At 28.1% G+C, this 26532-nt stretch carries 32 protein-coding genes and 1 riboswitch; all 32 genes read right to left on the reverse strand.

Annotation, left to right across the window (positions count from 1 at the left end):
* Window positions 1-6: 6 nt before the first annotated feature.
* Window positions 7-276: a flagellar biosynthesis protein FliQ gene (fliQ, locus tag KGF38_RS10970; RefSeq protein ID WP_054268821.1), complete on the reverse strand. Its 270-nt coding sequence runs from the start codon at window positions 274-276 to the stop codon at window positions 7-9.
* A 12-nt stretch (window positions 277-288) separates the two neighbouring features.
* Window positions 289-954 carry a flagellar type III secretion system pore protein FliP gene (gene fliP / locus KGF38_RS10975; RefSeq protein WP_054268820.1) on the reverse strand — a complete coding sequence of 222 codons (666 nt, stop codon included), beginning with the start codon at window positions 952-954 and terminating at the stop codon, window positions 289-291.
* The gene (locus KGF38_RS10980; RefSeq protein WP_054268819.1) at window positions 955-1329 is read right to left on the reverse strand and encodes a flagellar biosynthetic protein FliO; all 375 of its coding nucleotides are present in this window, start codon (window positions 1327-1329) and stop codon (window positions 955-957) included. It lies immediately after the preceding gene.
* Window positions 1330-1342: 13 nt separating this feature from the next.
* Window positions 1343-1786, reverse strand: coding sequence for a flagellar basal body-associated protein FliL (gene fliL / locus KGF38_RS10985; protein WP_054268818.1), 444 nt, complete (start codon window positions 1784-1786; stop codon window positions 1343-1345).
* Between the two features lie 11 nt (window positions 1787-1797).
* Window positions 1798-2493: an OmpA family protein gene (locus tag KGF38_RS10990; RefSeq protein ID WP_054268817.1), complete on the reverse strand. Its 696-nt coding sequence runs from the start codon at window positions 2491-2493 to the stop codon at window positions 1798-1800.
* A complete protein-coding gene (locus KGF38_RS10995) occupies window positions 2483-3301 on the reverse strand; it encodes a motility protein A (protein ID WP_054268816.1) in 819 nt (272 codons plus the stop codon). Before KGF38_RS10995 ends, KGF38_RS10990 begins: the two co-directional genes overlap by 11 nt.
* Entirely contained in the window at window positions 3301-3504 is a 204-nt protein-coding gene (locus KGF38_RS11000; protein ID WP_054268815.1) for a flagellar FlbD family protein, read from the reverse strand. Before KGF38_RS11000 ends, KGF38_RS10995 begins: the two co-directional genes overlap by 1 nt.
* Before the next feature lie 12 nt (window positions 3505-3516).
* Window positions 3517-4503 (reverse strand): flagellar hook-basal body complex protein, encoded by a 987-nt coding sequence (locus KGF38_RS11005; protein ID WP_054268814.1) that lies wholly within the window; start codon window positions 4501-4503, stop codon window positions 3517-3519.
* 26 nt (window positions 4504-4529) lie between these two features.
* Window positions 4530-5150, reverse strand: coding sequence for a flagellar hook assembly protein FlgD (locus KGF38_RS11010; RefSeq protein ID WP_054268813.1), 621 nt, complete (start codon window positions 5148-5150; stop codon window positions 4530-4532).
* A gap of 17 nt (window positions 5151-5167) precedes the next feature.
* Window positions 5168-6370 (reverse strand): flagellar hook-length control protein FliK, encoded by a 1203-nt coding sequence (locus tag KGF38_RS11015; RefSeq protein WP_074178071.1) that lies wholly within the window; start codon window positions 6368-6370, stop codon window positions 5168-5170.
* Between the two features lie 28 nt (window positions 6371-6398).
* The gene (gene fliJ, locus KGF38_RS11020; protein WP_176702436.1) at window positions 6399-6845 is read right to left on the reverse strand and encodes a flagellar export protein FliJ; all 447 of its coding nucleotides are present in this window, start codon (window positions 6843-6845) and stop codon (window positions 6399-6401) included.
* Between the two features lie 31 nt (window positions 6846-6876).
* A complete protein-coding gene (gene fliI, locus KGF38_RS11025) occupies window positions 6877-8196 on the reverse strand; it encodes a flagellar protein export ATPase FliI (RefSeq protein WP_074178073.1) in 1320 nt (439 codons plus the stop codon).
* Between the two features lie 3 nt (window positions 8197-8199).
* On the reverse strand, window positions 8200-8940 hold the full coding sequence (locus KGF38_RS11030; RefSeq protein WP_074178074.1) for a FliH/SctL family protein: 741 nt from the start codon (window positions 8938-8940) through the stop codon (window positions 8200-8202).
* Window positions 8924-9994 (reverse strand): flagellar motor switch protein FliG, encoded by a 1071-nt coding sequence (fliG, locus tag KGF38_RS11035; RefSeq protein ID WP_074178075.1) that lies wholly within the window; start codon window positions 9992-9994, stop codon window positions 8924-8926. Before fliG ends, KGF38_RS11030 begins: the two co-directional genes overlap by 17 nt.
* 12 nt (window positions 9995-10006) lie before the next feature.
* Entirely contained in the window at window positions 10007-11557 is a 1551-nt protein-coding gene (gene fliF / locus KGF38_RS11040; protein ID WP_054268808.1) for a flagellar basal-body MS-ring/collar protein FliF, read from the reverse strand.
* A 24-nt stretch (window positions 11558-11581) separates the two neighbouring features.
* The gene (gene fliE, locus KGF38_RS11045; RefSeq protein WP_054268807.1) at window positions 11582-11899 is read right to left on the reverse strand and encodes a flagellar hook-basal body complex protein FliE; all 318 of its coding nucleotides are present in this window, start codon (window positions 11897-11899) and stop codon (window positions 11582-11584) included.
* A 9-nt stretch (window positions 11900-11908) separates the two neighbouring features.
* Window positions 11909-12313: a flagellar basal body rod protein FlgC gene (gene flgC / locus KGF38_RS11050; RefSeq protein ID WP_021382740.1), complete on the reverse strand. Its 405-nt coding sequence runs from the start codon at window positions 12311-12313 to the stop codon at window positions 11909-11911.
* Window positions 12314-12320: 7 nt separating this feature from the next.
* Window positions 12321-12638: a flagellar basal body rod protein FlgB gene (gene flgB, locus KGF38_RS11055; protein ID WP_054268805.1), complete on the reverse strand. Its 318-nt coding sequence runs from the start codon at window positions 12636-12638 to the stop codon at window positions 12321-12323.
* A gap of 403 nt (window positions 12639-13041) precedes the next feature.
* A riboswitch (cyclic di-GMP riboswitch) is annotated at window positions 13042-13132 on the reverse strand.
* Window positions 13133-13595: 463 nt separating this feature from the next.
* A complete protein-coding gene (locus KGF38_RS11060; protein WP_176702437.1) occupies window positions 13596-15071 on the reverse strand; it encodes a CDP-glycerol glycerophosphotransferase family protein in 1476 nt (491 codons plus the stop codon).
* A gap of 37 nt (window positions 15072-15108) precedes the next feature.
* On the reverse strand, window positions 15109-15849 hold the full coding sequence (locus KGF38_RS11065; protein WP_074178077.1) for a class I SAM-dependent methyltransferase: 741 nt from the start codon (window positions 15847-15849) through the stop codon (window positions 15109-15111).
* A 12-nt stretch (window positions 15850-15861) separates the two neighbouring features.
* Window positions 15862-16506, reverse strand: a complete 645-nt coding sequence (locus tag KGF38_RS11070) for an NTP transferase domain-containing protein (protein ID WP_074178078.1) — start codon at window positions 16504-16506, stop codon at window positions 15862-15864.
* Window positions 16479-17096: an HAD-IB family phosphatase gene (locus KGF38_RS11075; RefSeq protein ID WP_176702438.1), complete on the reverse strand. Its 618-nt coding sequence runs from the start codon at window positions 17094-17096 to the stop codon at window positions 16479-16481. Before KGF38_RS11075 ends, KGF38_RS11070 begins: the two co-directional genes overlap by 28 nt.
* A 697-nt stretch (window positions 17097-17793) precedes the next feature.
* Complete coding sequence (locus KGF38_RS11080; RefSeq protein ID WP_227832365.1) at window positions 17794-19956, reverse strand: glycosyltransferase; 2163 nt, start codon at window positions 19954-19956, stop codon at window positions 17794-17796.
* A gap of 69 nt (window positions 19957-20025) precedes the next feature.
* Window positions 20026-20898 carry a flagellin gene (locus tag KGF38_RS11085; protein ID WP_074178080.1) on the reverse strand — a complete coding sequence of 291 codons (873 nt, stop codon included), beginning with the start codon at window positions 20896-20898 and terminating at the stop codon, window positions 20026-20028.
* Between the two features lie 86 nt (window positions 20899-20984).
* Window positions 20985-21320, reverse strand: coding sequence for a flagellar protein FliT (locus KGF38_RS11090; protein ID WP_074178081.1), 336 nt, complete (start codon window positions 21318-21320; stop codon window positions 20985-20987).
* A 2-nt stretch (window positions 21321-21322) separates the two neighbouring features.
* Complete coding sequence (gene fliD / locus KGF38_RS11095) at window positions 21323-22846, reverse strand: flagellar filament capping protein FliD (protein WP_074178082.1); 1524 nt, start codon at window positions 22844-22846, stop codon at window positions 21323-21325.
* 21 nt (window positions 22847-22867) lie between these two features.
* On the reverse strand, window positions 22868-23224 hold the full coding sequence (gene fliS, locus KGF38_RS11100) for a flagellar export chaperone FliS (RefSeq protein ID WP_054268795.1): 357 nt from the start codon (window positions 23222-23224) through the stop codon (window positions 22868-22870).
* Window positions 23224-23619, reverse strand: a complete 396-nt coding sequence (gene fliS, locus KGF38_RS11105) for a flagellar export chaperone FliS (protein WP_054268794.1) — start codon at window positions 23617-23619, stop codon at window positions 23224-23226. The genes fliS (KGF38_RS11100) and fliS (KGF38_RS11105) overlap by 1 nt, the downstream gene beginning before the upstream one ends.
* 21 nt (window positions 23620-23640) lie before the next feature.
* Window positions 23641-23853 (reverse strand): carbon storage regulator CsrA, encoded by a 213-nt coding sequence (csrA, locus tag KGF38_RS11110; RefSeq protein ID WP_054268793.1) that lies wholly within the window; start codon window positions 23851-23853, stop codon window positions 23641-23643.
* Window positions 23847-24239, reverse strand: coding sequence for a flagellar assembly protein FliW (locus KGF38_RS11115; RefSeq protein ID WP_074178084.1), 393 nt, complete (start codon window positions 24237-24239; stop codon window positions 23847-23849). Before KGF38_RS11115 ends, csrA begins: the two co-directional genes overlap by 7 nt.
* Before the next feature lie 15 nt (window positions 24240-24254).
* Window positions 24255-25187: a flagellar hook-associated protein FlgL gene (gene flgL / locus KGF38_RS11120; protein WP_074178085.1), complete on the reverse strand. Its 933-nt coding sequence runs from the start codon at window positions 25185-25187 to the stop codon at window positions 24255-24257.
* 18 nt (window positions 25188-25205) lie between these two features.
* On the reverse strand, window positions 25206-26516 hold the full coding sequence (gene flgK, locus KGF38_RS11125) for a flagellar hook-associated protein FlgK (RefSeq protein WP_074178086.1): 1311 nt from the start codon (window positions 26514-26516) through the stop codon (window positions 25206-25208).
* Window positions 26517-26532 lie beyond the last annotated feature (16 nt).

Raw genomic sequence — 26532 nt, forward strand, 5'->3', positions numbered from 1 at the left:
CCCTACCTACTTAGTTATAAGAGATATCATATTAAATATCTCAGAAGTAAAACTAATAACAGTATGTAACATCCAGCTTCCACCAATAGCTACTACTAAAAGAATTGCTATCAGTTTTGGTACAAAAGTCAATGTTTGCTCCTGGATTTGAGTTGTAGCTTGAAACACACTTATTAAAAGTCCAACTATAAGAGAAACAATTAGTACTGGAGCTGCAATCATAGCTCCTGTAAACATTCCATTTTTAAGAACACTCATTATCATAAATTCACTCATACTATTTTTCTCCTATCCAAATCCCAATATCAATGTTTTTACTATCAAGTTCCATCCGTCCACCATTACAAATAATAGTAACTTAAATGGTAATGATATCATAACTGGAGGCAACATGAACATCCCCATAGACATTAGAACACTTGCAACAACAAGGTCTATTATCAAAAATGGTATGTATATTAAAAAACCTATTTGAAAAGCAGTTTTTAATTCACTTATAGCAAATGCTGGAACTACAACAGATAATGGTATATTTTCACGAGTTAATTTTTTTTCTTTTAAACCAGCTTGTTCTACAAATAAATCTAAATCTGTTTGTCTAGTTTGCTTCAATAAAAACTCTTTAATAGGTCCTTCTGCTTCCTTCATAGCTTTTTCCATAGTAATTTCTTCTTTAATATATGGTTGTAATGCCTTTTCGTTTATTTCATTTAATACTGGTCTCATTATAAATATTGTCAATACTATTGCAAGCCCTACCAAGATTTGACTTGGTATTGCCTGTTGTGCTCCTAATGCTGATTTTAGAAATGATAGACTTATAACTATTCTGACAAAGCTTGTCATCATAAACATTACAAATGGTAAAAACATTAATGCAGTTAAAAATAAAAACAATTGCATTGAACTTGTATATGGTACATCAGCCAAAGGTAATTTTGATAATAGTTCCATTTACTTATCTTCCTTTTTTGTAAATTTTCCAATATATTTACTGAAATCATATTTTGTTTTGATTCTTTCCATTTTAAAATCTTGGATTTTAAAATTTCTTTCTTTAATATCATCTTCTATTTTTGATATTTCTTCCTTGGTCAAATCTTTTATCTTATTCATACTAGACGAAGAAGATGCAACAATGCATCCTTCTTCACCTATCTTCAAAATTATTATGCTATTGTTTTTACTTATACTTACAATGTCTAATATTTTTACATATTTATCATTGTATTTTTTTAATAAACTTCCTTGGCTAATTTTTAAAGATAAGACTATCAATATTAAAATTATTGGAATACATATTAATATCTTTAATAAATAAAGTATCATGTCTTACCATCCTTTATTGCACTACTATATTTGTAAAATATATATTTTGAATTACATTCCCACCTAGGTTTGTATTTAGTGTATTTTTTATTTCTTCTTTCATGTTATTTAAATTCTCAGCGGCAAAATCATCTGCTCTTTTTGCCATAAGACAATTTATGATATTATCTCTAATTAAAGGTGTACTTTTTTCTATATCTTTATATGAAGAATCATAAGATACAGTTATTGATACTTTTAGATACCTTACACCTTCATCAGCTAGTTTCAATACCATTTCTTCTAAATCAAGATTTTCTGTCTTTATTTCATCTTTATCTGTTCCTGTTGGAATAAACGAACCTATAATCTTATTAATTTGTTTATTTCCGCCTTTACCTAATATAAAAAATCCTGCTCCTGCTGAGAAAATAATTAGTATCAAAATAATTAGAAAAATTTTTTTATTTTTGAACAAATCTCTTCCTCCTAGTCGATAGTTATAAGTATGTTAACTCTTCTATTCTCAGCTCTTCCTTTTGCTGTTTCATTTGAAACCAAAGGCTGATATTCTCCACATCCTGTTGCTGAAAACAATTTAGGGTCCATTCCCTTTTCTTCTACAAAGTATCTTACAACACTTACTGCTCTACTAGAAGATAAATCCCAATTGGATTCATGTGTACTTGATTTTACAGGTACATTATCAGTATGACCTTCTATAACTATCTTATTTTTCATCATTTTTATCATGTCATATACTTTATTGAGAGTAGCTTTACTATTAACTTTTAAATCCGAAATCCCAGAGTCAAATAGTATTGAATCATCTAACTCTAGTAAAATTCCTCTACTATCATCTTTAACTGTTACGCTATTTTGTAAGTTAGAATTATTAACCTTATCTTTTAAATCTTGCTCTAAATTTGACTTATCACTTTTATCCACTAAAGTACTATCTATTGGTGATTTATCACTTGTGCTTGAACCTGTACTAAACATACTTATTCCAGAAAACTGACCTTTTAATGCATTTGATATATTTTTGAATTTTTCCATATCCACAACTGATGTAGCATACAATAATACAAAAAACGTAAGAATCAGTGTTATTGTATCAGCATAAGTAGCTAGCCATGCATCTGGATTTATATCATCCTTCTTCTTATTTTTTTTACGCCCCATTACTCATTGCTCTTTCTGTATTTTTATTGGTTTTTGTAAACTGTAATTTCTCACTTCTTGAAAGGTATGTTGCTAAGCGTTCTTCAACCACTATACTGCTTTCACCAGATTGTATACTTATTATTCCTTCTAGCATCATTTCTTTCATATAAACTTCTTTTTCTGTTTTTTCATCTATATTATATGCAATTGGATTTAAAGCGATATTAGCAAGTAAAGAACCATAGAATGTTGTGATTAATGCCTTTCCCATACCAGATGCTATTAAGTCTGGAGATGTAAGGTCAGATAGCATTTGTATAAGACCTATTAATGTCCCCAACATCCCAAAAGCGGGTGCAAAAGTACCCCAAGTTTTAAATATCTTAGAATACCTATTATTTGTATCTTCAATAGAATCTATCTCTAATTCTAATATAGACCTTATCTCATTTACTTCCAGACCATCAATACATAACTCTAATCCTTTTCTCATGAATGGGTCTTGTATTTTCATTACATCACTTTCTATTGATAGAAGCCCTTCTTTTCTAGCCTTTTTAGAAAGTGCTTTAAATTGATTTAATAAATCTAATTTTGATACACTCGTTGTCTTAAATGAGTATTGTAATGCATTCTTTATAAGTTTCATATCCTCAAAAGTAAATGTAATCATTAACGCTCCAAACGACCCAAATACTGTGATTAGTATTGATGCAAAATCAAAGAAACTTTTTAATCCTGAACTACTTCCTTTTACAGCTCCAAATAAAACTAATACTGTAGATAATATTAGTCCAATAAATGTCAGTGAATCTGTTTTTTTCATTATTTTTCGCTCCTAATATAACCTACATTTATTTTCCTTTTATATTTTATTACTTTATCTACTATCTCATCTACTGACTCTTTTACAAGGTTTTTTTCTCCTGTTGTAAGTAAAATCCTGCTCTCTGGCACAGAGTCGATTCTTACTATAAGGTCTGAGTTTAATATGTAACTTCTTCCATTTAAATCTGTTACTCTTATCATAATATGTACCTACTATCTCTTAAGACTTATTATCTCTTGTAGGATTTCATCTGATGTTGATATTATTTTGCTGTTTGCTTGGAAAGACCTACTTGCTATTATCATTTCTGTAAATTCTTCTGCTATGTCTACATTGGAAGCTTCTATTGCTCCTTGTATTATTGTTCCTGTAGCTCCTGCTATTTGTGGGTCTCCTGAGTTTGCTGATGGTTTGAATAAGTTTCCTCCCTCTGCATCTAGTCCTGCTGGATTTTGGAATGCATATGTTTGTACTTTTTGAATAGTTCCCTTTAATTTATCGATTCCAGCAGGTGTATCTCCTACCTTAGCATCATCAGGAATATTATTATACACAAACTGAGTTCTTTGACCATCACTCAATAAAAATTCTATTGTCCCATCCTTTGATATGTTATACTCTAATACATTTTGGACTGTTCCATCTTTAGGACTTATACTTTGAAGAGGTATTACAATAGGTTCTTTTCCTTTGGCATCACCTTTTTTAACAAATTCTCCTGTATCTGCTTTATATTCTCCCTCATAAATCATACCTTGTAACATATACCCATCACCATTTACAAGTCTTCCACCTTTGACATCTTTTAAAGGTCCAGCTGCTGCTTTAAATCCTGTATCTAAGTTAAAAGAGCCATCTCTTGTATACATAACTGTACCTTGCCTTACTACTGGAAGATATCCATCTCCATCTATCATTAAATCCGATGGTCTATTAGTTGGCTGTACATTTCCTTGCGTCATATCTTTATTTATACTTGATATCTTACTACCTACACCTACTTGACCTAAGTTTGTTCCTCCTAATGCAGCTGTTGGAGCACTTGCATATAATACAGTTTGATAAAATGAATCTGTTATTCTAGCAGAACTTTTCTTAAAAGAAGTAGTCCCTGCATTTGCTACATTGTTACCTATTACATCTAGCTTTGTTTGATTTGCTTTCATTCCACTTACACCTGAATACATTGCTTTTATCATGAATATACCTCTTTTCTAATTTAATATTATATTTCTTCTGGAGAACTTTCTTCTTCACCTGATTCTGGAGAATTTTCTTCTTCATCTGAATTTGTATCTACTTCTCCTATTTTAAGTAATTTTTCATATTTAACATCTACAGTTTTATCACTGCCTTCTACTTTCAGCTCTAAGTGTACCTCTCCATCTTTTATATATGTGGACTTTACTACACCTACAATATTTTCATCTTCTTTTTCTTCTCCAGATACCTCTACTTGTTTACCAATTAATGATGTTGCCATGCTTAATGCAGAATTTATTAGAGTAGAGTTGCTTAAAGCTAAAAGTACATCTAACTTATCATTCATAGCAGACATCTTTTCTAAAGTTGCAAACTGAGCTAATTGTGATACATACTCTGTTGGGTCTTGTGGATTCATTGGGTCTTGATTACCCATTTGTGCTACAAGTATTTTCATAAATAAATCTTTATCAGCATCGTCTCCCTGTCCTATAATTGGAGTTCCATTATCTGTTACTGTCTGATTTCCTTTACTTCTAACTTGTTTATTTGCAATATCATTAATATTTTTTTCAAGCTGGTTTAAGTTATTTGACCTATAGTTTCCTTGAGCACTTGCTAAAGCTGCTGCTACTCCGTACATACAATACTTCCCCCTTATTAAGCTAATAAATCTACTCTATCATCATCAATAATATTTTCTTTAATCTCATCTTCTATGATTACATTGTTATGTTTACTATTTGTGCCTTGTTTATTCATATTTTCTTGGTTATTTTGTCTATTCTGTTGTTCAAATGCCTTATCAAAAGTATCTGATGTATTTCTATTGTCACTATGCATTTGCACAGATACATCTTTTATGTTTACATTTGTAAGTTCAAGATGTTGCTTTAAATCTGTGATATTTTTATTTATAGAGTCAAACACATCTTTATTAAAAACAGTCACAACAGCTTTCATACTCTCACTATCTTTTAGTAATTGTATATTCATGTCTCCCAACTCTTTTGGTCTTAATTTAATTGTTAGCTCTTGTATATCATTTGTTTTCATATGTTTAATAGCCTTAATCGAATCATCCATGACATTTGATTCTATATGTTTTAAATTAACATTGTCATTTTTAGTTTTGTTTACATCCATACTTTTATTTATTACTTGGCTAAAGTTTCCGCTCTTATTTCCATTAGCCCCTGCTAGTTTTTCTAAAATATCAGAACTCTCTTCTCTTTGCTTATTTGAATTAAGCTTGTCCATTCTATTACTATTAAAATTGTATAAATCTACGCTTTTAGTATCTTCCTCTGTAGTTTTACTAATCACTTCAAAGTCTCCATTAGTATTATTGTCTAAAAGCTCTCTTAACTTCATAATATCTAAATTTTGCACATCATCAGATTTATTTGTATTATCCTTATTTAACTCTACATTTTGATTTACAATCTTATTCAACATATTTTTATTAAGTTTAAGTTCTTGCTTAAATTCATCTGATACATTTAACTTTTCTATATCATTTAGTATAGAGTTTATATCTTTGTCTTTCTTATCATTATTTTTTAATAGATTTATCAATTGTTGTAAAATCTCATTAATCTTACTGTAATCTTTTTCATATGTATTTTCTTCTTCTAAATGACTACTTTTATTTTCAAAATGACATTCATTATCACTCTTCTCTGATTTATCTGAGCTAACATTCTGATTACTTGTTTCTTTTCTATCTTTAATTGTTTTATTGTCTGTCGCCTTATATAAATTATCTTCAAACTTATTATTTTTTATATCTTTATCCTTAGATGAGCTTTTTTTATTCCCAATATCTTTAATAATATTATAAGAATCTGCTTGTATCTTCATACAATAATATCCTCACTTCCTACTATTCTTATAGAACTTGTCTATTTCTCAAGTAACTCATACTTGCAAATTCATCATTAGTTTTTTGTTCCTTCAGGTTTTCCTCTCTATAATACTGACCATACTTTTTTTCTTTAAGTTTTTCTAATGATTTTCTTTCTATTTGCTTGTCTATAAGCTGTTTTCTAGCTTTTTCAAGTTCATTTGTTGACCTATCTAATTCTTCTGATAAATCCATTATAGAGTTATTTAGAGCTAACAAATAATTAATAGTTATCTTTTGGTTTTGAATACTATCGTTATCTTTACTTATAGAATACTTATTATAATTACTTTCTAAGTTTTCCAAGTTATTCTCTATATCTATTTTTCTTTGTTGAATTTTAGCAAATTCCATTTTTATCTTTTCTTCATCTTTCATTTTTAAGTCTAAGACTTTCTGTAATCTAAACTTAAAGTTTTTATCCAATTTCATCACAACCTATTCAAATATTTTTTTAAATTGTTTATTCAAAGATTCTTTTCAGGCTACTCACAGTTTCATCAAAAGAACTCTTTTCATTTATTCCTTGTTTTAAAAAATTAATAATATGCTCATGATAATAAATTGCCTCATCTATTTTTTTATTGGTACCTGAAGCATATGCACCTATATTTATCAAGTCTTCTGCCTCTCTATATTCAGATAGCATATCTCTTGCAAATGATGCTACTTTTATATCTTCTTTTGAAGCAATCTCATTCATAAGTCTACTTAAACTGTTCAAAACATCTATAGAAGGATAGTGATTCTTATTTGCCAAATCTCTAGATAAAACTATATGACCATCAAGTATCCCCCTTGTTGTATCTGCTATTGGCTCATTAAAATCATCTCCATCAACTAATACTGTATAAAATGCAGTGATAGAACCTTTATCTGATGTACCTGTTCTCTCCATAAGTTTTGGTAAAATAGCAAATACAGATGGTGTATACCCTTTTTGAGCTGGTGGCTCTCCTATTGCTATTCCTACTTCCCTTTGTGCCATAGCAAATCTAGTTACTGAGTCCATCATAAGTATTACTTTTTTTCCCTGGTCTCTAAAATACTCAGCTATTGCAGTAGCAGTAAGAGCACCTTTAAGTCTGACAAGAGGAGCTTTATCTGATGTCGCACATACAACAACAGATTTTTTCATCCCATCCTCTCCTAAATCTTTATCAATAAAATCTAGGACTTCTCTTCCTCTTTCTCCAACAAGGGCAATTACATTTACATCTGCTTTTGCATTTCTAGCAATCATACCTAGAGTTGTACTCTTACCTACTCCACTACCTGCAAATATTCCTATTCTCTGCCCTTCACCACAAGTAGTAAATGCATCTATTGCTCTTACGCCAGTCTCCATTATATTTCGTATCTTTTTTCTCTTCATTGGGTCAGGAGGTTCATTATTCAAGTTATATCTATCTCCTAGAACGACTTCTGAATTATCTATAGGATTTCCAAGACCATCAAGTACTTTACCTAGTAAATTATCACTACACATAACACTTAGAGGTATACCCTTAGAAATAACTTTACAACCAGGTGATATTAATGTTAGCTCTCCTAATGCCATTAAAATTACTTCTTTGTCTTTAAAGCCTACTACTTCACAATTAACTGGTTTGTTGACTTGATTGTATATAACACATAACTCTCCAACAAAAGCTTTTATCCCTTCAACTTCTACAGTAAGCCCTATTATCTTCTTAACTCTGCCTTCTGATATAGTAAGCTCTAAATTTTCTATTTTCTTATTTATTTTGTCAAAATCTATAGATATATCAGTTCTATACATACTTTATTCACCAAGCAATTCTTCTTTTAGTTTTTCCATAGCACAATCAACACCAACTATTATTCTCCCATTTTCCTTTTGTATAATAGCATTTCCTTTATCTATACTGTCATCTGCAATAACAAATACACTTGATTTTAATGATGTCTCTTCTTTGAATAGTTCAAACTCTTTCTCTATATTATCCTTATAGAAAGAATTACATCTTACTATGAATGAACTACTTCCTTCGTAATCTTGAATAATTTGCTTTAACAAGTCACTCATAGACTCTTCATCTTCAAAATGCTTTTTTAAAACAGAGCTAGCCATATTGATAGCAAGTCTTATAATTTCTTTGTTTTTTTCCTTTATGTACTCAGTCATTTTCTCATTAGCTTGTAATAGAATTAAATCTGCCTGATTTCTTATAAAATCTGCTTCACCTTTAGCTTTTTGGATATATTCATCGTAGGATTCTCTATATCCATCCTCATATCCATTTTTTTGACCTTGGCTATATCCTTTTTCATAAGCTTGTTTTTCTATATTTTGTGCATTTGTTTTTGCTTCTTCTAATATTTTATTCTTTTTTATCTCAGCAGACTCTATAGCTTCTTTTATTACTTCATCCCTAAATCTACAATCATTCTCTTCGTTTATATTTGTTTCTCCCAGTCTAGCTTTGTCTATTATAGATAAATCTAGAATTCCTTTATATGATGCTTTTTCACTTTTAATAATTTTGTTATTCGACAAAGTCATCACCAAAATTCCTTACAATAGTTATAGCACCTTCTCTTTCAAGTTTTCTTACGCTATTTACTATTTTTTGCTGAGCACCTTCAACTTGTGCAACTTTTATTACACCAACCATCTCCATTTCTTCTTTAAGCGCTTCTGCTGCTCTAGAAGATTGATTTCTATATATAGCATCTGAAATTTCATCATCCACACCTTTTAAAGCATAAACTAAATCTTTCATAGTTACTTCTTTTAGTACTTTTTGTATGCTCATATCATCTAGTTTTACAATATCTTCAAATACAAATATATGAGATTTAATTTGGGCTGCTAAAGCTGGGTCTTTTTCTTCAACAGTATTCAAAATATTCTTTTCTGTTTTTCTATCAGAATTAAGTAATATTTGAACTAATGTAGCTATTCCACCATAATCTTTAAAATCATCACCACTTATTGAATGTAATTTATCTTCTAATGAACTTTCAATTACTTTTATAACTTCTGGAGATATTGAACCCATTGAACTTATTCTCATAGCTACCTCATTTTGTAAATCAAAATCTAAGTGAGCTAAAATTTCTGCGCCATCTTGTGGGTCCATATGTGCAAGTAAAATAGCTACAGTCTGCGCACTTTCATTTCTAAGTATTTCTAATATTTTCTTTGTATCCAATTTTATAATATGTTTAAAAGGCTTTGTACTTGTATCTATTGATATACCTTCAAGTAATTTATTTGCTTTAGAATTTCCCAAGGCATTACTTAGCAGTTCTCTTGCATATTCCAACCCACCTTCTATAACATAATCTTTTGCTTTATTTATTTCTACAAACTCTTTTAATATTTCTCTTCTTTCTTTTGAAGCTATTGAAGAAATATTTGCAATTTCCAAACCTATTTTTTGAACCTGTTTATCTGGAAGACTTTTTATTATATCACTAGACACAGTTGGTCCTAATGTCATTAAAAGTACAGCAGCTTTTTTTAGACCCTCACCTTCTACTTTCTCACTCTTCTCATTTTCACTTATATCACTTAAGTCAAATGCACTAACATTCGTAATTTCTGTGGACACATTCTATCCCCCTTACTCATTTAACCAAGTCTTTATTATTTCTGTTACTTGGTCTGGTTTTTCTTCTGCATACATTTTAACAGCTTCTTCTAATGTCAATTCTGGGTCATCCCCTAATAGAGGATTATCTTTCTTATCAACAGTACTAGAATTAGCACTATAAACTTCATCCTCATAATCCATATCTTCTTGTTCACTTCTCTTCTTATATATTAAGTATCCAATAGCACCTACTGCAATAACTGCCACTACTCCAATAACTGCCTTTATTATATTAGTTTTGAAGCCTTCTTTTTTAATCTCTTCCAGTTCTTGTTTAGCTTCAGCCTTTCCTTTAGGGTCAAAGACCATTGAAACAACACTAAGAGTATCTCCCCTTGCTCCATCCATGCCTATAGCATTATTAACTATATCTTCCACATCAGCTTGAACTCCTTTAGCTATTTTTCCGTCTATAGCGACAGAAGCTGTCAATCTTCTAAGTTCTCCTGGTGCAATTATAGTATGAGTTTCAATCTTACCTGTCTCATATTCAAAACTCTCATCCAAACTATCTTCTGTGTTAGTGCCATTTTTATTTCCTTGATTATTCATATTAGCATCTACGCCTTGGACATTATTTGTGGCAGATTTAGATGAATTTTTTGACCTTGTTTCTTTTATTGCAACTTTATCAGGGTCAATTTTTATTTCAGTTTTTTCAGCTGTATCAAAACTTAAATCTGCATTTACTGTAGCTTTTACTTTTCCTGTACCAAATATTGGCTCTAGCATTTCCAAAATAGACTTTTCTAATTGTTTATTCAATGCTTGTTCAGATGCCTTATTTTTATCAACACTAATACCACCATTTATAGGTTGATTATTTTCATCAACTTCTTCATCATCTAAGATACCTTCTGATAATAGATTCATCTTATTATCAATAACTTGAACATTTTTCTCTGGTATATTTGTAACACTTCCTGATACAAGTGCCATAACAGATTTTATTTGATTTTTTTCTAAAGTTGTTCCTGGCTTTAACATTAAGTAAACTGCTGCACTTCCTGGAACTGCTTCTTTCTCAAACACTGATGACTCTCCAAATGTTATATGTACTCTAGTATCTTCCACTTGTGGAAAACTCTTGATTGTTTTTTCTATTTCACCTTGTATGATTCGTTGCTTCTTAATTTGAAACTCCTCATCAGTAAGTCCTATAGACGAACTATCATCCATTAATGCAAATCCTTTAGAACCACCTGTAAGACTTGGAGCTAGCTCCAGCCTCAACTTATCGACTTCTGTTCTAGGAACATAAATTGTACTTCCCTTTACCTTAGTATCTATCTTTCTAGACTCTAATTCTGCTGATATATCTGCAGCATCTTGAACATCTAGTTCTGAAAATAAGACTGCATACTTATTTTTACTTGCAGATATTGCTGTAAATACTAGCGCTAAACATATAGCAACAATCCCTATACCTAATGCTATCTTAGTTCCTTTTTTTAAAGAACCTATTTTTGTCCTAGATTTAGCAACTTGCTCCTTAATCTTATTTTTAAAACTGGCTATCATTGATTATTACTCCTGTTCAAAAGGCTAAATTTGTACTTTATTCATTTCTTGATATGCATCATGAATCTTGTTTCTGACTTCTATCAGATATTGCATAGATAGTTGTGCTTCTTGACCTTTTAACATAACTTCATGCATAGAAACATCTTCGCCTTTTATAAATTTTTCTTTCATATTATCCGCTGTCACTTGTTGAAAATTAACTTTGTCTATAGTATCTATTATTACATCTTCGAAATTCTTTTTTTCTTCTTTATTATTAAGGTTTAATGGTTTTGTTTCTCCAATCAAATTATCTAACTTTGCACCTTGCATTAAATTGTTGATTTGTGTAATTGGCATAATTTATCCCTACTTTCCTATTTCCAAAGCTTTCGATATCATAGATTTTTGAGCATTCAGTGTGTCTATGTTAGAATCATATGCTCTTGAAGCTGTTATTAAATCTGTCATTTCAACCAATATATTTACATTTGGATATTCTACATATCCATTTGGTTTCGCATCTGGATGAGATGGGTCATATACTTCTTTAAGAGGTGATTTGTCATCTTCAACAGATGTAACTTTTACTCCTAACATACCTAATTTATTATCATAGTTTTCTTCAAAGGAAACAATTTTTCTCCTATATGCTTCTCCATTTGGACCTCTTGTAGCATTTATATTAGCTACATTTGATGATATGATATCCATTTTCAAACTTTCTGCTGTTAATCCACTAGCAGATATCTCCATTCCACTGAACACACTCATCTTCTAGTTACCTCCCAGTTATTATTGATTTGGTCATTGCTATTTTGCCATTTGCAAAACCTATTAAAGCATTATATTGCAACGTTGTCATTGCTTGCTTTACTTTTTCTTCTTCTATATCCACATTATTGCCATCTACTCTTAAACCTTTTGAATTGTCTGTTTTTTCTTCTATTTTTGGCATGGCATCATTTAATGTTTCTTCAAAAGTTACATAATGTTTTTTGTAACCTTCAGTATTTATATTTGCTATATTATTTGCTATTGTTTGACTTCTCAGATTAGTTGCATCTAGTCCCATTTTTATAATGTCATATGTATTCATACTCATCCCTCCTCAAAATATATTTATTTACTATATTTAATAAAAAAATGAAGTTGCTATATTACAAAAAATGACTTCTTTGTTCATTTAAATCTATTACAATTCTATTACATTAATATAATAATGTATCATTTTAGTAAGAAATCTAATTTAAGTTCGATTAACTCCAATGAAAATAAAAAAAAATTTTAATATGTATTTAATTTTTTCTTCATAAAGTTACCTTTCTTTGTAAAATAGCAACTTTTTCAGACAGTTTTTCTTTATTTTTTGTTATAATTGGTAAAATATGTTATTATATGTATTTTCTACTGTAATAAAGTAATTTTTCCACAATAAAATGACCGCCAAAAAAGCAGTCACTTCGACTAATCCTATGTATACAATTATACTTAGGACTCTTTTTGGCAACTGGCTAGCATAGTTCGTATATACAAACTTTAGCCCCTATAGCTTTGCGTCACTAGATTTCTCTAGTTTTGCCTATTTAGTTTTACTTTAAGTATACAATAAATAACAATTTTTTTAAATATATTTTATATAATTTTTTAATTTAATCTCTAATATTTATATTTATAATATTCTTACTATATTTACATTTATAATATTTAACTAATATAGCACATAATATTTATAGTATACAAAAGTTTACAATATAAATTAAATTTATCATAAATTCCCCTTTTTATACTATTGCATTGAAATTATCTATTATAACATTATCTTCCATCAATATACTTGAATATCTATATTTACATATATGTTTTATTCCTAATTTTAAAACTCTATTTTCCTTAGAATTTTCCTTTAGTCTCTATTTAATTTCTTTAAGAATAAATAAAAAAAGGTCAAACTTAATTAATTTGCCTTTTTATCATTTTTTATATGTATTAAAATTTCCAAACTTTTTTTAATATTTTCTAACCCCAAATTTGCTTACTTATGAATTGTTTTTAATTAAATATGATTATTTAAAACATATTCTAGTATATTAATATGTATTTTTTCACCACAACTTCCATCAGTATTTGATAATACACTACTTAGAGAGTTTAATCTTTGATTTAATTTATAGTCCTTATTATTTCTCACCAAGTTCATAAATTTTATTAAATCCATTTCTTCTTCTCCCACTACATAATTTGAAAATATATCAAATATTCTTGAATCATAATATTCATGTTTCATATTTATATCATAAATTAATATAGGTTTCTTTGTTTGAATGTATTCTATTAATATGGAAGACCTATCTGTTATTAAAGCATGAGATAAGTTGAATGATTCATAGTAAGATATAGAATCATCTAAAATAATATTATTTTTTGTAGATATTGAATCTAACAAAGTTTTATATCTATTAAAACATTCTGGAGCTTTAGATTTTACATATTCAAGCTCTAATGGATGTGGTCTATATATAAGACCATACTCTTGACTATTTTCAATAATATCAAATGCATTTTCAATCTCATCAATTACACTCTCTTTACCATTAGGTATTTTCATTAGATTAGTTGTCCATAAGAAAATAATCTTGTCCTTTAATTTAGATTCATAATCTTTATTTATACTATTTTGTTTTAGATTATAAATTAAAGAATCAAATTTCGGAGATCCTATTGTTAATATTTGATTCTTGTTTATACCACTACATTCTGCTATAATTTCAAATGCTGGGGATTGTGCAACAACTTTATCAAAGTTTCTAGATGCTATCATTTCATAAAAATTTAAGTAAAAACTAACAGGATAAGTTCCAAGTATGCCATAAGCAACATATACAAGCATGTTAGTGTATTGTTTCAAGTTATAAGAAAAATAGTTACTATCTACCATAGTAGCATTGTTACAATCATCATATTGATTATGAACGTATATTATATCAGGTCTTTCTTTAGATAAATCAAAATCATCATAATGTATTATTGGGACATCTTCAGGAAAATCATTACCTTCATATGTATATATTTGAGTCATACCATCAGGCGTATCAATTAATTTATAATATGGTATAGGAACTACATAGCAATCACACTGATTATCTAAAACTGCAGATTTCCAGATACTTTCCAAGCTATTCCACATTTTTGCATTATAAGGCATAAATACAATTTTCAACTTTTTATTCAAACTATTTTCTATTATATTTGATAAATAATTTAATTTATTTATGATAAATTCACAATCCTCAATAAGTTTTATATTTTTATATATAGAGAGTCTTAAAATCTTCACATAAATTTCATCAATTAAATTTAACAAGCTATTATTACTTCTTCCAGAGTTATTTATATATTTTTTCATATAATTAACAGCTTCAAGAGATGAATCAACTATTGATTCACTTAAATTGTTATTTTTTATATAATCAATACCTTCTATAAGCATTTGTATAAGATTTAAAACTTCATTTTTTTTATTATAGTTCATTAGATTCACCTTAATCTTAATTTTATTTATATTAAAACTATCTCTTTAGTATAAAGTAATGCCTTTCTGTATCAGAATATTGACTTATATCTGTCAAAAAGCTTTTGCTTTCAATAATTTTAAATCCTTCATCTAATAGTGGTTTTAGAATCTCTTTATATTCTTCTATAGTTCTATATATAACATTGTATTCTGAATTTAATTCTTTGGAATAAAATTCTTTTAAAGTTAATCTTTTTTTTATTCCAATAGGTCCAGACATATATATGGTTGTTTTTTCATCTAATATTTCTAATAAATTTTTCAATGCTATTTTTAATTCATCATCATTGATATACATTGCGACTCCTGCCAACAGAATCATGTTAAATGGCTTTTTAGATTTAATTTTTTTATCATGTAAGATATTAATAAAATCACATACTTGAAAATCACAGTTATCATTGGAAAATCTTTTTTTAGCAATACCTATTAAATCTTCAGCAAAATCTGTTCCAAGATAATAATTACATATGGGAACTATATCATCAGCTAATCTCCCTACACCACATCCTATATCCAATATATTTGAATTTCTAATTATATTTAGTTTAGGAATTATTATTTCTTTTTCATATTTATCTAAAGTGTCAGCATAATTAGGATTCTGATCATTACATTTTACTGAAGCATAAGGACTCTCTGGAACATATTTTTTAGCTCGCTCATTCCAAAAGTTTTGTACATTATCTTTTTTTATATCTATATATTTTTCATAAATTCTTGTTGCATCATCCATATAGAAGCTCCTTTACTTTTTATTTCTATACCATTCTAAAGCATCATTGTATTCTTCAAAAGTATCAATTTCTCTCAAATCGATATGTGCTATCTTAAGTGGTAAATTGGGTGAAATCATTTTATATACATGATCTATACCAGACTTTAAACTTCTAGAAGATATTTTAAATAGACCAGTCCACTCATAATCTCCCTCTAGTCTTGAAAAGCCTGTAGCAAGTTCTTCATTATTGACAAATTTTGTTTTAACATAGACAGGATTATTAGTGTAAGGTTGACATACACCGATAATTTCGCCCTCTGTATTAACAAATTTATCAAAATCTTCTTTGAAAAAAAGGATATCACCATCTAGTGATATAATAATATCTCTAGAATATTTTTTTCCTAAAGATAAGCTTGCTGCAGTTTTAGTATTTAAGTAATCATGATTAAATACAAACATTATATCTTTACGATAAGAACATACAGTTTCGATTAACTTTTCTGCTTGAAATCCTACTACAATACGTATATCATCATAATCATCAAGACATTCTAGTTGCCTTATTATTAGCGGTTTTCCATCTATATCTATTAACGACTTATTTGAATTTAATCCTAGTCTACTTCCTGTACCTGCACTGTTTATAACAATTGTTTTAGTAGTTGGCATAATCTTTCCTCCTCATAAAATGCATAATCACATACTTTCAATATTCCAGGAGCTATAGGTCTTACCCCTCCAAAGCCAATTCCAATATCAGCACACTCTATCATTTTTATATCATTACTACCATCACCAACCGCAACTATAGGCCTTTTCATTTTTTTTATAATATCTTCTTTTTTTATTACAATTTTAATTTTATCAATGAAATCGCCATTTGAATGAGCTATAGATGAATAATATTTATTTTCTAGAGAAAGCTCTTTCATTAAATCACAAATCCAAAGATCTAAATTATTTGTTACAATAGTACATCTATCTGGATTTTCTTTTATAAACTTTACAATTTTTTCGTTAAGATTAATCTTAGCAACTATACTTTTAACTTTAGAAATAGGAATACATTTTAATAAATCAACTCTTTTCTTAAAACTTTCCTCAAAAGATAAATTTCCTAGCATAGTTTCATTTGTAAGATTTTGCATAAGTTCATATTTATTTATACACTTAGAAATCTCAGGAAGTATTTCTTCTTTAGTTAATGTTGAGTCTAAATCAAAAACAAATTTATAATTTTCCATTTTATTCCCTTTCATTGAAGCATAAAATCCTATTTTTGAGTAATAAGTACGCCAAACAAGATTAAGTTAGAAATTTAAATAGTTTTACAAAATTTATATCATTTTAGCAAAATTCTAAATTTTATTATAAAATAATATATAGTTTAATCAAAAATGCTAAAAACTAGATTTTATCAAAATAAATAAGTTTTGGATTATTGACTAACAAAAATACTCTATAAATGGTTTTTAAGCATTAAAATAATTTGATAAAATTTGATTGTCATAAATATTGTTGTTTTATGTTAAGTTAAGTTAATTACTTAGAAACAATAAAATATTGAAATTACTAAAATATTGTCTTAACGTGCAAAAAATTCATTTTTAGGATATTGCCTGATTTAATTACATACATATTATCGTCTAATTTTGAAAAAAATTAAGATAAAATATATATAATTTTCATTTATATTGTTTTTTGCTGCTTAATTTTTAGATATCCTTATCCATTTATTATTATAAGTAGGTATGATAAAATTAGTTTCCCTTAAATCAAATTGTCTATATACTAAAACCATTGAGTATATTCCATTTTATTGTATTTGAATATCATTGTACTAGTAAATTTTGTATCATTATTTTCATATCCATATCCTTAATCTTTTACTAGATTTTTAAATTTTTCATTAACTATTATTGATATGCTTATTTTCTAAATATCCTATTTTTCAATTTATTTTAAGTTTTTTAAGTATTCTATATTATATATAGTATCCTCATTTTCTATATCTAATGATAATGCCTTTTTAAACATAAAATCAGCTTCCTCAAATTTATCTTCACACATAAATAAAATTCCCTTTATATTTAAAATATTAACATCATCTATAAATGATTTTGAATAGTCTTCAATCAATAATTTTGCATCATTTATTTTTCCATTCTCAATCATATTTTCTATATGAATAATAAAGCTATCTTTTAATAGGTTAAACTCTTCACTTTCTTTTATACTTTCTTCTAATTCGCTTATAAATATTTTTATTATCTTATTGTAAAAAGGATATTCATTTAGTAATTTCCTCATATTATGTATATACTCTAATTTTTCATTAACATCATTTATCTTACTTTTACCATCAAGTAAATGCTTAAATTCTAGAGTAAATTTATCTATATCATTGCAAACAAATTTCATTAATTCAAAATCATTTAGATTACTATATATGTATTTTATGTATTTATAAGAGTACATTATATAAATATAAAAAAGTTCTTTATATTTTTCATCACTTAAACTGACGTTTTGTAAAACTACTTTAGATATAACTTTATACACTCTTATCTTCTCTATTTTCGATGTATTAGGACGACCAATAATATATTTATATATTGATAAATTGGAACTTCTTTCTAAAGCTAAAAGATGGTTTAAATATTTTTCTATCCAAACATAGTCCATATCGTAAAAAATATCTAGTAAATCAACTTTTTCTTCAAAAGCTATTTTTATAATCCCTGCATAAATTACGTCTTTCTCTTCATCAAGTATTTTTTTACACATATCTATAGATACATGTTTATTTATTCTTATGTTATTCAGAAGACCATAATTACCCTCAATAGCGCAAAGGCTTCTATATATACTATCCTTCTCATCATCTTTCACATTATTTATAAATTCTTCTATATTTCTATAAAAGCTATTTCTTTCAACCTTAGAGTTTGGAACCTCTTTATAATAGCTTTTTATATCTTCAAATCTATCTAATTTATATAAGGACATAAACAAATTAAAATAAACATTCTTCTTTTTTTCCATGTTTTTAATATTATCATACTCTGAAATTACTAAATCATATTTCTCAAGCTTATAGTAAATTTTTATCAATGTAATAGTAGCTTCGTCTCTAAGCCCTATAGTATCTGTATCTGAAAATAAACTATTTGCTTGTGTACTTATTTCATAATTATCTAACAAATAAATATATCTTTTATATGAATATATGCTATCTTCATACTTACCTAAACCAACTTGTGCTTGTCCAATATAATAGTATATATCTATATTATTTCTGTCTTTACTAATATATTTTAAACATAATTTTTCACACTTTTTATGTTTTCCTAAATATAAATATACTTTTGCAATATTCGTTATTAGATAACCAGGTACTACTTCTAATTTTAAGTATAATTTGTAAGATTTTTCGAAATAATCTAGAGCCTCTCTATATTTTCCTAATATAATGAAATTTTTTCCTAGCTGGTAATTTATATATGGAGAGTTCTCATTTTCTTTTAATTCTTCAAATAATAATTTTTCATTTCTTTTTACTTTATTTATTCTTACTTCTTCATCTTCCAATAAGTATCCATAATGTTCAAAGTCAGCAATATTATTAAATATAGGATTTTTATACATTGGTTGTTCATGAACTTTACCACAATATTTAAAATCAACATTTTTAAAGAGTCTCAACACTGAACAATGTCCATATGATTTCTTATCAAATGAATAAAGATTTTTTAGTCTTACAGAAGCAGAATTAAACTTTTTATCAAGACCATCCTCAAAAAACCTTATAATATTTGAGCAATCAATTAATATTTCATCTGCATCTAATATAAGTAACCATTTCCCCTTGGCATAGGATATTGATATATTCCTCATACTAGAGAAATCATCATTCCAATTATGAAAATATACTTTTTCTGTATGCTCTTTTGCTATTCTTATAGTATCATCAGTAGAACCTGTATCTACTATGATAAGTTCATTTTCTATAGAATTTCTCAATGTTGATAATGATTTTAAAGTTTTATCAAGTATTTTGTCTTCGTTTTTGACCATCATAACTATACTAAGTAACATATATTTTCCTTTCAAATCCATACTTTTAAAAAAAGAAAGGAATAAAGCAAAGCCTTATCCTTTCTTTTATATCCAATACACTAAATTATTTTATCCCAATAATTGTAAAACACCTTGTGGTTGTTGATTAGCTTGAGCAAGCATTGATTGTGATGCTTGAACTAATATATTCATTTTAGATAAGTTAACCATTTCTGAAGCTACATCTGTATCTCTTATTCTTGATTCAGCTGCTGTAACATTCTCTAGAGTATTATTTAAATTGTTTTGTGTTGATTCTAGTCTATTTTGTTGTGCCCCTAATTTTGCTCTTGATGAGTTTAATTTCTTAAGAGCTGAATCTAAGCTAGATACCATATTTTTAGCTGCATCTGTTCCTGAAGCACCATCTGCATTCATACTTGATATTGAACTACTTGTTATTCCAGCTGCACTCATTATACCTGAAGTATCTACTAACTCTATTATTATCTCATTGTTATTATTAGATGTACCTGCAACATTAGTTCCATAGTTTGCTCCAACTTGTAATCTTATTGTTGTAGAACTTCCATCAAGCAGTTGCTTTCCATTAAACTCTACTGAACTTGATATTCTTTCAATTTCATCTTTTAATTGCTTTAACTCGTCAGCTATCTTTTCTCTTTCTTCTTTCTTATTAATTTCATTTGCAGATTGTAATGATAAAGTTCTCATTCTTTGTAGTATATTTCCAGTTTCTTCTAATGCACCCTCTGCTGTTTGTACAACTGATATACCATCTTGAACGTTTCTACCTGCTTGGTCTAATCCTTTTATTTGAGCTCTCATTTTCTCAGATATTGCAAGTCCAGCAGCATCGTCAGCAGCTCTCTTAATTCTAACCCCAGAAGACAACTTCTCCATGGACTTACTTTGTCCACTTACATTTCTTCCCATTTGATTGTTTGCTATCAAAGCACTTACGTTTGTATTAACTCTCATTATTTTACCCTCCTTAGTATAGTTGACATCCTTGTCATTTTTACTTTTATCTTCACTCATATAATCGGACAAGTTAATCTATAACTTTATACTTTTTTATTAAAAATATTTACTTTTTCTCTATTCAGACTAGAATACATTGTATTTGCCTGTTTAGTAAATTTGTACTCATGCAACTCTTTTTTTACTTCTAATAATTGTTCTTGTAAAGTAACTCTTATTTTATTATCGATTTCAATTAATTCCATACTATTATAAAACTGTATAAAGTCATTTTTATCAACTTCACTTATACTATTTATAATATCTTGTCTCTCATTTAATCTATTACTTATATTTTTATATTCCTCTTTTTCAATCAAATTTATAATTTTTAAAGATATGTCTTTATATAGATTTATTTTTTCTTCTAATTTATCCATAATTAATTACCTTGAGCTTGTGAGAAATAGTTCATTTGTGAAGAATATTGATTCAACAAAGACTCCAAGGCTGAATATTTAGCATAAAGCCTTTTCTCTTTATCATTCATTTTTTCAACTAACCTGCTTATATTTTTTTCTTGCTCTGCAATCTGTTTTGAATATACATTTTCACTGGCAGAAGCAGTCTTTTCTATACCTGCTTTTTTTGGCAGTTTAGAAGTTGAACTTCCAGAATACTCATATACAATATCTTTTAATTTTTCAAACAGTCCTTTATTATCATGATTTGAAGAATATCCAGCTAAAGTTTTATATACCTTATCACTATCATCTATAAGTGCATTTGAAAAAACATCTTTATCAAATGATATTTGCCCTTTTTTGTTATAATTTTCAGATTCATTAATACCCAATTTTCTTAAAGCAAGAATAGTATCTGCATTTCCAAAAAACATAGATTGAATATCCTCAACAAAAGCTCTCAATTCATCATCATTTCTGAGTATTCCCTCTTTGGCCTTCTTTTCCCATTTTTCTATTTCTTCAGTTGTCATATCTTCTTTTTGCTCATCTGTAAGAGGTGGATAATCTTTTGGCTTTTTAGTAGTAACTAGCCCATATACCTTATCCATTAATGCATTATAATCCTCTACAAATGCCTTCATATTTTTAGTAGCTTCTTCAGTGTCAGTAACAGAAACTAATTTAGCAGTCCCCTTTGAATTTACATTATAATCAATGTTATCTATATTAAATGAATTATGTTCTTGGTTTATATGCGTTACTCTTCCATATTCATCAGTCACATCAGCTTCTAAATTTTTTCCATGTACTACCGCAGATTTATTTCCACCAGCATCAGTTGCAAAAGTAATACCATTATCATTAGCAATTTGGTCAGCTAAATTATCATTTCCAACTACCTCCAAGTCAATGTTTGATGATGAACCAGTCTGTTTTCTTGAAATAATCAATTCACCTGTCATTTCACTATAAGAAGCTTTTATATCATTCTCTGCACAAAGTGAATTTATTTTGCTTACAATGGTGCTTGTAGTATCCTGCTCAGATATTGGTATATTTACACCACCTATATTTAAAGAACTAGCTCCACTAGCATTTGGAGGAAACTGTTGAACAACAGGATCACTTGAGTTTAATTTAATAGTCACTTTTGCTGGTTCAGCCATTTGAGAAACTGCAAATTGATAGTTTATCTTTTCTGCCCCTGCGGAACCTTTTGCTACTATAATACTTTCATCAGAACTAGTTATGCTTGTAGCAGAGTATGCTTTTTTGCTTACTATACTGTTAGGAGAATCTACATTAAGATACTTGTCATAAAGACTTTTTGATTCTTTTATAATATCTCTATATATTTCTTGTTTCCATTTAACTATTTGCTGATCTTGTTTCGCTTTATTAACTTTTTCTTTATCCCTTGTCATACTAGCTTCTATTATACCTTCCATATCAAAATTTCCAGAAAGGCCTGTGACTCTTATTGGACTTATACTTGACATATATTTATCCTCCTATCATAATTATATTTCTAATTTATTATAGACTTCATACCATGTATTTCTTATTTGTTCTACTATTGGCAATATATCATCAATTATTTTGATATCTTTATTTATATCAGCCCTTATTAATTCATATTTTATAAATTCATAAACTTTATACATATCTTTTGCCCATTGTCCTGCATTTTGATCTAATGTATTCATTAATTCTGTAAATATATTTTGAACTCTTACAAGTTCATTATGAGCTTTTAAATAGTCTTTGTTTAAAAGTGCAGTTTTTGATATATTAGTATATTTTACTGTTCCATCTACAAGCATCAACAGTAATTCCTCTTTTGATAACTTATTTAATTCAGTTAGATTTAAAGCCATTATTTATACCTACTTCTTTCTTCTTTACTTTTTTTATCAGCTTCATGCCATGTATCTTTAATTTGTTCTATTACAGGTAATACATTATCTATTATTTGTACATCTTTCCTAACATTTGCTCTTGATAGTTCATATCTTACAAAATCATAAACCCTATACATATCTTTAGCCCATTGCCCTGCACTCTGATCCAATGTAACCATTAGCTCTGTAAATATATCTTGAACTCTTATAAGCTCTCTATGTGCCCTTTGTGTATTTTTATCTAAAATAGCTCCTCTAGCTATTTTTGTATATTTTAATGCTCCATCAACAAGCATAAGCAACAATTGCTCTTTGGATGCCATAAAAATAGCATTTTGCTTATAAGAATTATAAGGATTCTCTCCATACATATATTACTTCCTCCAAGTGTTTTATTTTAATGATTTTAGAATTTTTATATTTTTATTTGTAGCTTTTACATTTTCACTTTTTACTTTTTCATATATTTCTTTTCTTAATATGGTTATATTATCAGGAGCAGATATGGCTAATTTTATGTTATTTCCATCTACACCTACAACTTTTACTTCTATGTTTTCTCCTATAAGTACTGCTTCATCTTTTTTTCTTGAAATTACTAGCATCCACCATCACCTCTCAATAATGGATGCCATATTGAATATTCTTCATCCTGTAAAATTATTTGCATACCACAATTATTTCTTACATTTATTACTATAGGAGCTTTCATGTTCACAGTTGATTCTTCAAGTGTTTGCCCAATAGTGATTATATTAAGTAACATAATATCATTTGGAGATTTTACTTCAAGTTTTTCTATTATTTCTTGATTTAGGACTATTTCATACTCCTTAATAATTTCAAATGGTGATACAACAATAAATCCTATACAATCTTCTTCAGTAGAATTAAACTCTTTTAAAATATCTTCATTTTCTATATCTAAAAGCTCATATTCTTTTAAATTTTCAAAACCTAGTATTCCTTTTTTTAATGTAACTTTCATCATATCTTCGTTATTTTACTATATGTAATCTAATATAGATACATTAAATAACTTTCCTCCTGTTTGTAGTGAAGCTTGATAGGTTAGTTCTGCAGCTTTTAATTGAACAAGTTTTTCTCCATAATCTATCTCTTCATTTTGCGACAGAACATCCTTTAACTGTATCAAACTATCATCATTTTTTTCCTTCATAGCATCTACTGTATTCGCTTTTGTACCATAAATAGACCTAACATTTACTGTATTTTCTATTAATTTCTCCATATCACCTAAACAAGTTGTTGTCAACTCTTTTATAGCAGCATCATCTGGATTTGCTAGCTTCTTTGATATATTATTTAAATCTTCAAATGGATCAGCCTTTGTTGGGTCAAATCCAAGACTACCCAATTTAACATTATAATCTACACTTATTCCTTGAGCTATATCCATACTCAAAGAATCTTTTAATTTATTAAGATTTATACTAGAATTAAACTTCAAACTTACTGAGCCATCAGCATTCTCTATACACTCAACAGGTGGTGTTCCTGTATTTGAACCAGAAAATATGTACTTACCTTCATGCGTTGCATTTAAAGCATTTGCTATTTCTTTCATTTTCTCATTAGTTGAATTGCTAATAGTTTTTATTTCGTCATCTGAATACGAACCATTACCACTTGACACCAAACCCTTCTTTATGTCTGATAATAAATTCCCAAGCTGATCTAATGAAGTATCAGTTGTTTCTAACCAATCTGCTGTATCTTTACAATTTTCAATATAAGTTTCCATAGTTTTTATTTCACTTTTTGAATTTAATATCTTTATTGCTTTATATGGATTATCAGATAGCTTATTTATTTCTTTAGTTGTATTAACTTGCCTATTAACCTTGTCCAATCTTTGTAAATTATCTTGTAATGAATTTAGATAACTACTTGACATCATACCTGTACTAACTCTCATTATAGACTCCCCCTTCTATTAAATTATTCCATTTATTACAACATCCAGTAGTTGCACAGCTGTAGACATAACTTTTGCACTTGCTTGATATGAACGTTGTACTTTTATAAGCTCTGTCATTTCTTCATCCAAAGATACACCTGAAACACTCATTCGTGAGCTATCAATATTATTTATAATTTTACGTTGATTAACTTCATCTTGATTCACTTTTTGAGAGTCTAAACCTACTGATTCTGCAAAAGCTTTATAGTGATCACTTATTGTACTTACTTTTCCACCAACTGCTCCAATATCTATTTTTTCATCTTTTAGTTTAGCAATTTTTGAAGCCTCATCAGCAGTAAGCTTTAATTCATTTGAGTTACTCTTTATGTCTGGGTTTACTTTTATGATATCTTCACCAGCTACATTCGAAGTTATAAAAAAATCGTTTACTGTTATTCCAGCAGATGTATTATAAACATCATTTATCTGTTTAGCTAATCCATCAGATACATCTTTTAAATCACTTTTATATGTATCAATTTTGCCATGCATTTCAAACAATCCTTGTAAAGTTCCTGATACACCTGTTTTCCAAGTTCCATCTGCATTTTTTAATTCATTAAGTTCTAATTTACCATCTGCGAGCATATTTTTAACATCAGGATTTTCAAGGTCTAATTTAAAACTTAAGTCATCTAATATTCTATCTCTTTCATCAAGTAAATCATTTGGTGTAGAGCCAGAACCAGATATAACATCAATAGATTTATTTAAATCTTCAAGACTCTTTAACATGTCATTTATCTGTTTTATCTCAGAGTCTATATTATCATCTATTTCCCCTTTTAACTTATCAAGTTTTTTATAACTTTCACTTATTAAAGTTGCTAAATTTGATGCATTTTCTACCACTAGACTTTTTTTACTATCACTATTTATATCCTTTGCTAATGATTCCCATCCTTTGAAAAAGTCATCTATACCTGTAGATATACCATAATCTGATGGTTCATTTATTATAGTTTCTATAGTATTATAATAGTCATACTTTGAAACTGTCTTTCCATATTTGTGAGCTTCTGACCTGAATTGATAATCATAAAAGCTATTTCTAGCTCTTGTTACATCTGTTACATGTACACCTGTACCTAATTGACCTCTCCCAATTGCATTGTTCAGGCTAGGCATATACATTGGACTATTTGTGGCAAATTCTGTCCTTTGCCTAGAATATCCTTCTGTATCTAGATTGCTTATGTTATGAGAAATTGTCTGTATTGCCTTTTGATGAGCATTCATACCTGAATTAGCTGTATTTAAAATGGAAAATAATCCCGCCATATTTTTCCTCCCAATA

This window comes from Clostridioides sp. ZZV14-6387 (genome assembly GCF_020657835.1).
GTDB lineage: Bacteria > Bacillota > Clostridia > Peptostreptococcales > Peptostreptococcaceae > Clostridioides > Clostridioides difficile_A.

Bases quoted from the DNA above. Each gene is read 5' to 3' on its own strand.
- fliQ (WP_054268821.1), bottom strand. From the start codon at position 276: ATGAGTGAATTTATGATAATGAGTGTTCTTAAAAATGGAATGTTTACA.
- fliP (WP_054268820.1), bottom strand. From the start codon at position 954: ATGGAACTATTATCAAAATTACCTTTGGCTGATGTACCATATACAAGT.
- KGF38_RS10980 (WP_054268819.1), bottom strand. From the start codon at position 1,329: ATGATACTTTATTTATTAAAGATATTAATATGTATTCCAATAATTTTA.
- KGF38_RS10990 (WP_054268817.1), bottom strand. From the start codon at position 2,493: ATGGGGCGTAAAAAAAATAAGAAGAAGGATGATATAAATCCAGATGCA.
- KGF38_RS10995 (WP_054268816.1), bottom strand. From the start codon at position 3,301: ATGAAAAAAACAGATTCACTGACATTTATTGGACTAATATTATCTACA.
- KGF38_RS11000 (WP_054268815.1), bottom strand. From the start codon at position 3,504: ATGATAAGAGTAACAGATTTAAATGGAAGAAGTTACATATTAAACTCA.
- KGF38_RS11005 (WP_054268814.1), bottom strand. From the start codon at position 4,503: ATGATAAAAGCAATGTATTCAGGTGTAAGTGGAATGAAAGCAAATCAA.
- KGF38_RS11010 (WP_054268813.1), bottom strand. From the start codon at position 5,150: ATGTACGGAGTAGCAGCAGCTTTAGCAAGTGCTCAAGGAAACTATAGG.
- KGF38_RS11015 (WP_074178071.1), bottom strand. From the start codon at position 6,370: ATGAAGATACAAGCAGATTCTTATAATATTATTAAAGATATTGGGAAT.
- fliJ (WP_176702436.1), bottom strand. From the start codon at position 6,845: ATGAAATTGGATAAAAACTTTAAGTTTAGATTACAGAAAGTCTTAGAC.
- fliI (WP_074178073.1), bottom strand. From the start codon at position 8,196: ATGTATAGAACTGATATATCTATAGATTTTGACAAAATAAATAAGAAA.
- KGF38_RS11030 (WP_074178074.1), bottom strand. From the start codon at position 8,940: ATGACTTTGTCGAATAACAAAATTATTAAAAGTGAAAAAGCATCATAT.
- fliF (WP_054268808.1), bottom strand. From the start codon at position 11,557: ATGATAGCCAGTTTTAAAAATAAGATTAAGGAGCAAGTTGCTAAATCT.
- fliE (WP_054268807.1), bottom strand. From the start codon at position 11,899: ATGCCAATTACACAAATCAACAATTTAATGCAAGGTGCAAAGTTAGAT.
- flgC (WP_021382740.1), bottom strand. From the start codon at position 12,313: ATGAGTGTGTTCAGTGGAATGGAGATATCTGCTAGTGGATTAACAGCA.
- flgB (WP_054268805.1), bottom strand. From the start codon at position 12,638: ATGAATACATATGACATTATAAAAATGGGACTAGATGCAACTAATCTG.
- KGF38_RS11060 (WP_176702437.1), bottom strand. From the start codon at position 15,071: ATGAACTATAATAAAAAAAATGAAGTTTTAAATCTTATACAAATGCTT.
- KGF38_RS11065 (WP_074178077.1), bottom strand. From the start codon at position 15,849: ATGGATGATGCAACAAGAATTTATGAAAAATATATAGATATAAAAAAA.
- KGF38_RS11070 (WP_074178078.1), bottom strand. From the start codon at position 16,506: ATGCCAACTACTAAAACAATTGTTATAAACAGTGCAGGTACAGGAAGT.
- KGF38_RS11075 (WP_176702438.1), bottom strand. From the start codon at position 17,096: ATGAAAGGGAATAAAATGGAAAATTATAAATTTGTTTTTGATTTAGAC.
- KGF38_RS11080 (WP_227832365.1), bottom strand. From the start codon at position 19,956: ATGGATTTGAAAGGAAAATATATGTTACTTAGTATAGTTATGATGGTC.
- KGF38_RS11085 (WP_074178080.1), bottom strand. From the start codon at position 20,898: ATGAGAGTTAATACAAACGTAAGTGCTTTGATAGCAAACAATCAAATG.
- KGF38_RS11090 (WP_074178081.1), bottom strand. From the start codon at position 21,320: ATGGATAAATTAGAAGAAAAAATAAATCTATATAAAGACATATCTTTA.
- fliD (WP_074178082.1), bottom strand. From the start codon at position 22,846: ATGTCAAGTATAAGTCCAATAAGAGTCACAGGCCTTTCTGGAAATTTT.
- fliS (WP_054268795.1), bottom strand. From the start codon at position 23,224: ATGGCTTTAAATCTAACTGAATTAAATAAGTTATCAAAAGAGGAATTA.
- fliS (WP_054268794.1), bottom strand. From the start codon at position 23,619: ATGTATGGAGAGAATCCTTATAATTCTTATAAGCAAAATGCTATTTTT.
- csrA (WP_054268793.1), bottom strand. From the start codon at position 23,853: ATGCTAGTAATTTCAAGAAAAAAAGATGAAGCAGTACTTATAGGAGAA.
- KGF38_RS11115 (WP_074178084.1), bottom strand. From the start codon at position 24,239: ATGATGAAAGTTACATTAAAAAAAGGAATACTAGGTTTTGAAAATTTA.
- flgL (WP_074178085.1), bottom strand. From the start codon at position 25,187: ATGAGAGTTAGTACAGGTATGATGTCAAGTAGTTATCTAAATTCATTA.
- flgK (WP_074178086.1), bottom strand. From the start codon at position 26,516: ATGGCGGGATTATTTTCCATTTTAAATACAGCTAATTCAGGTATGAAT.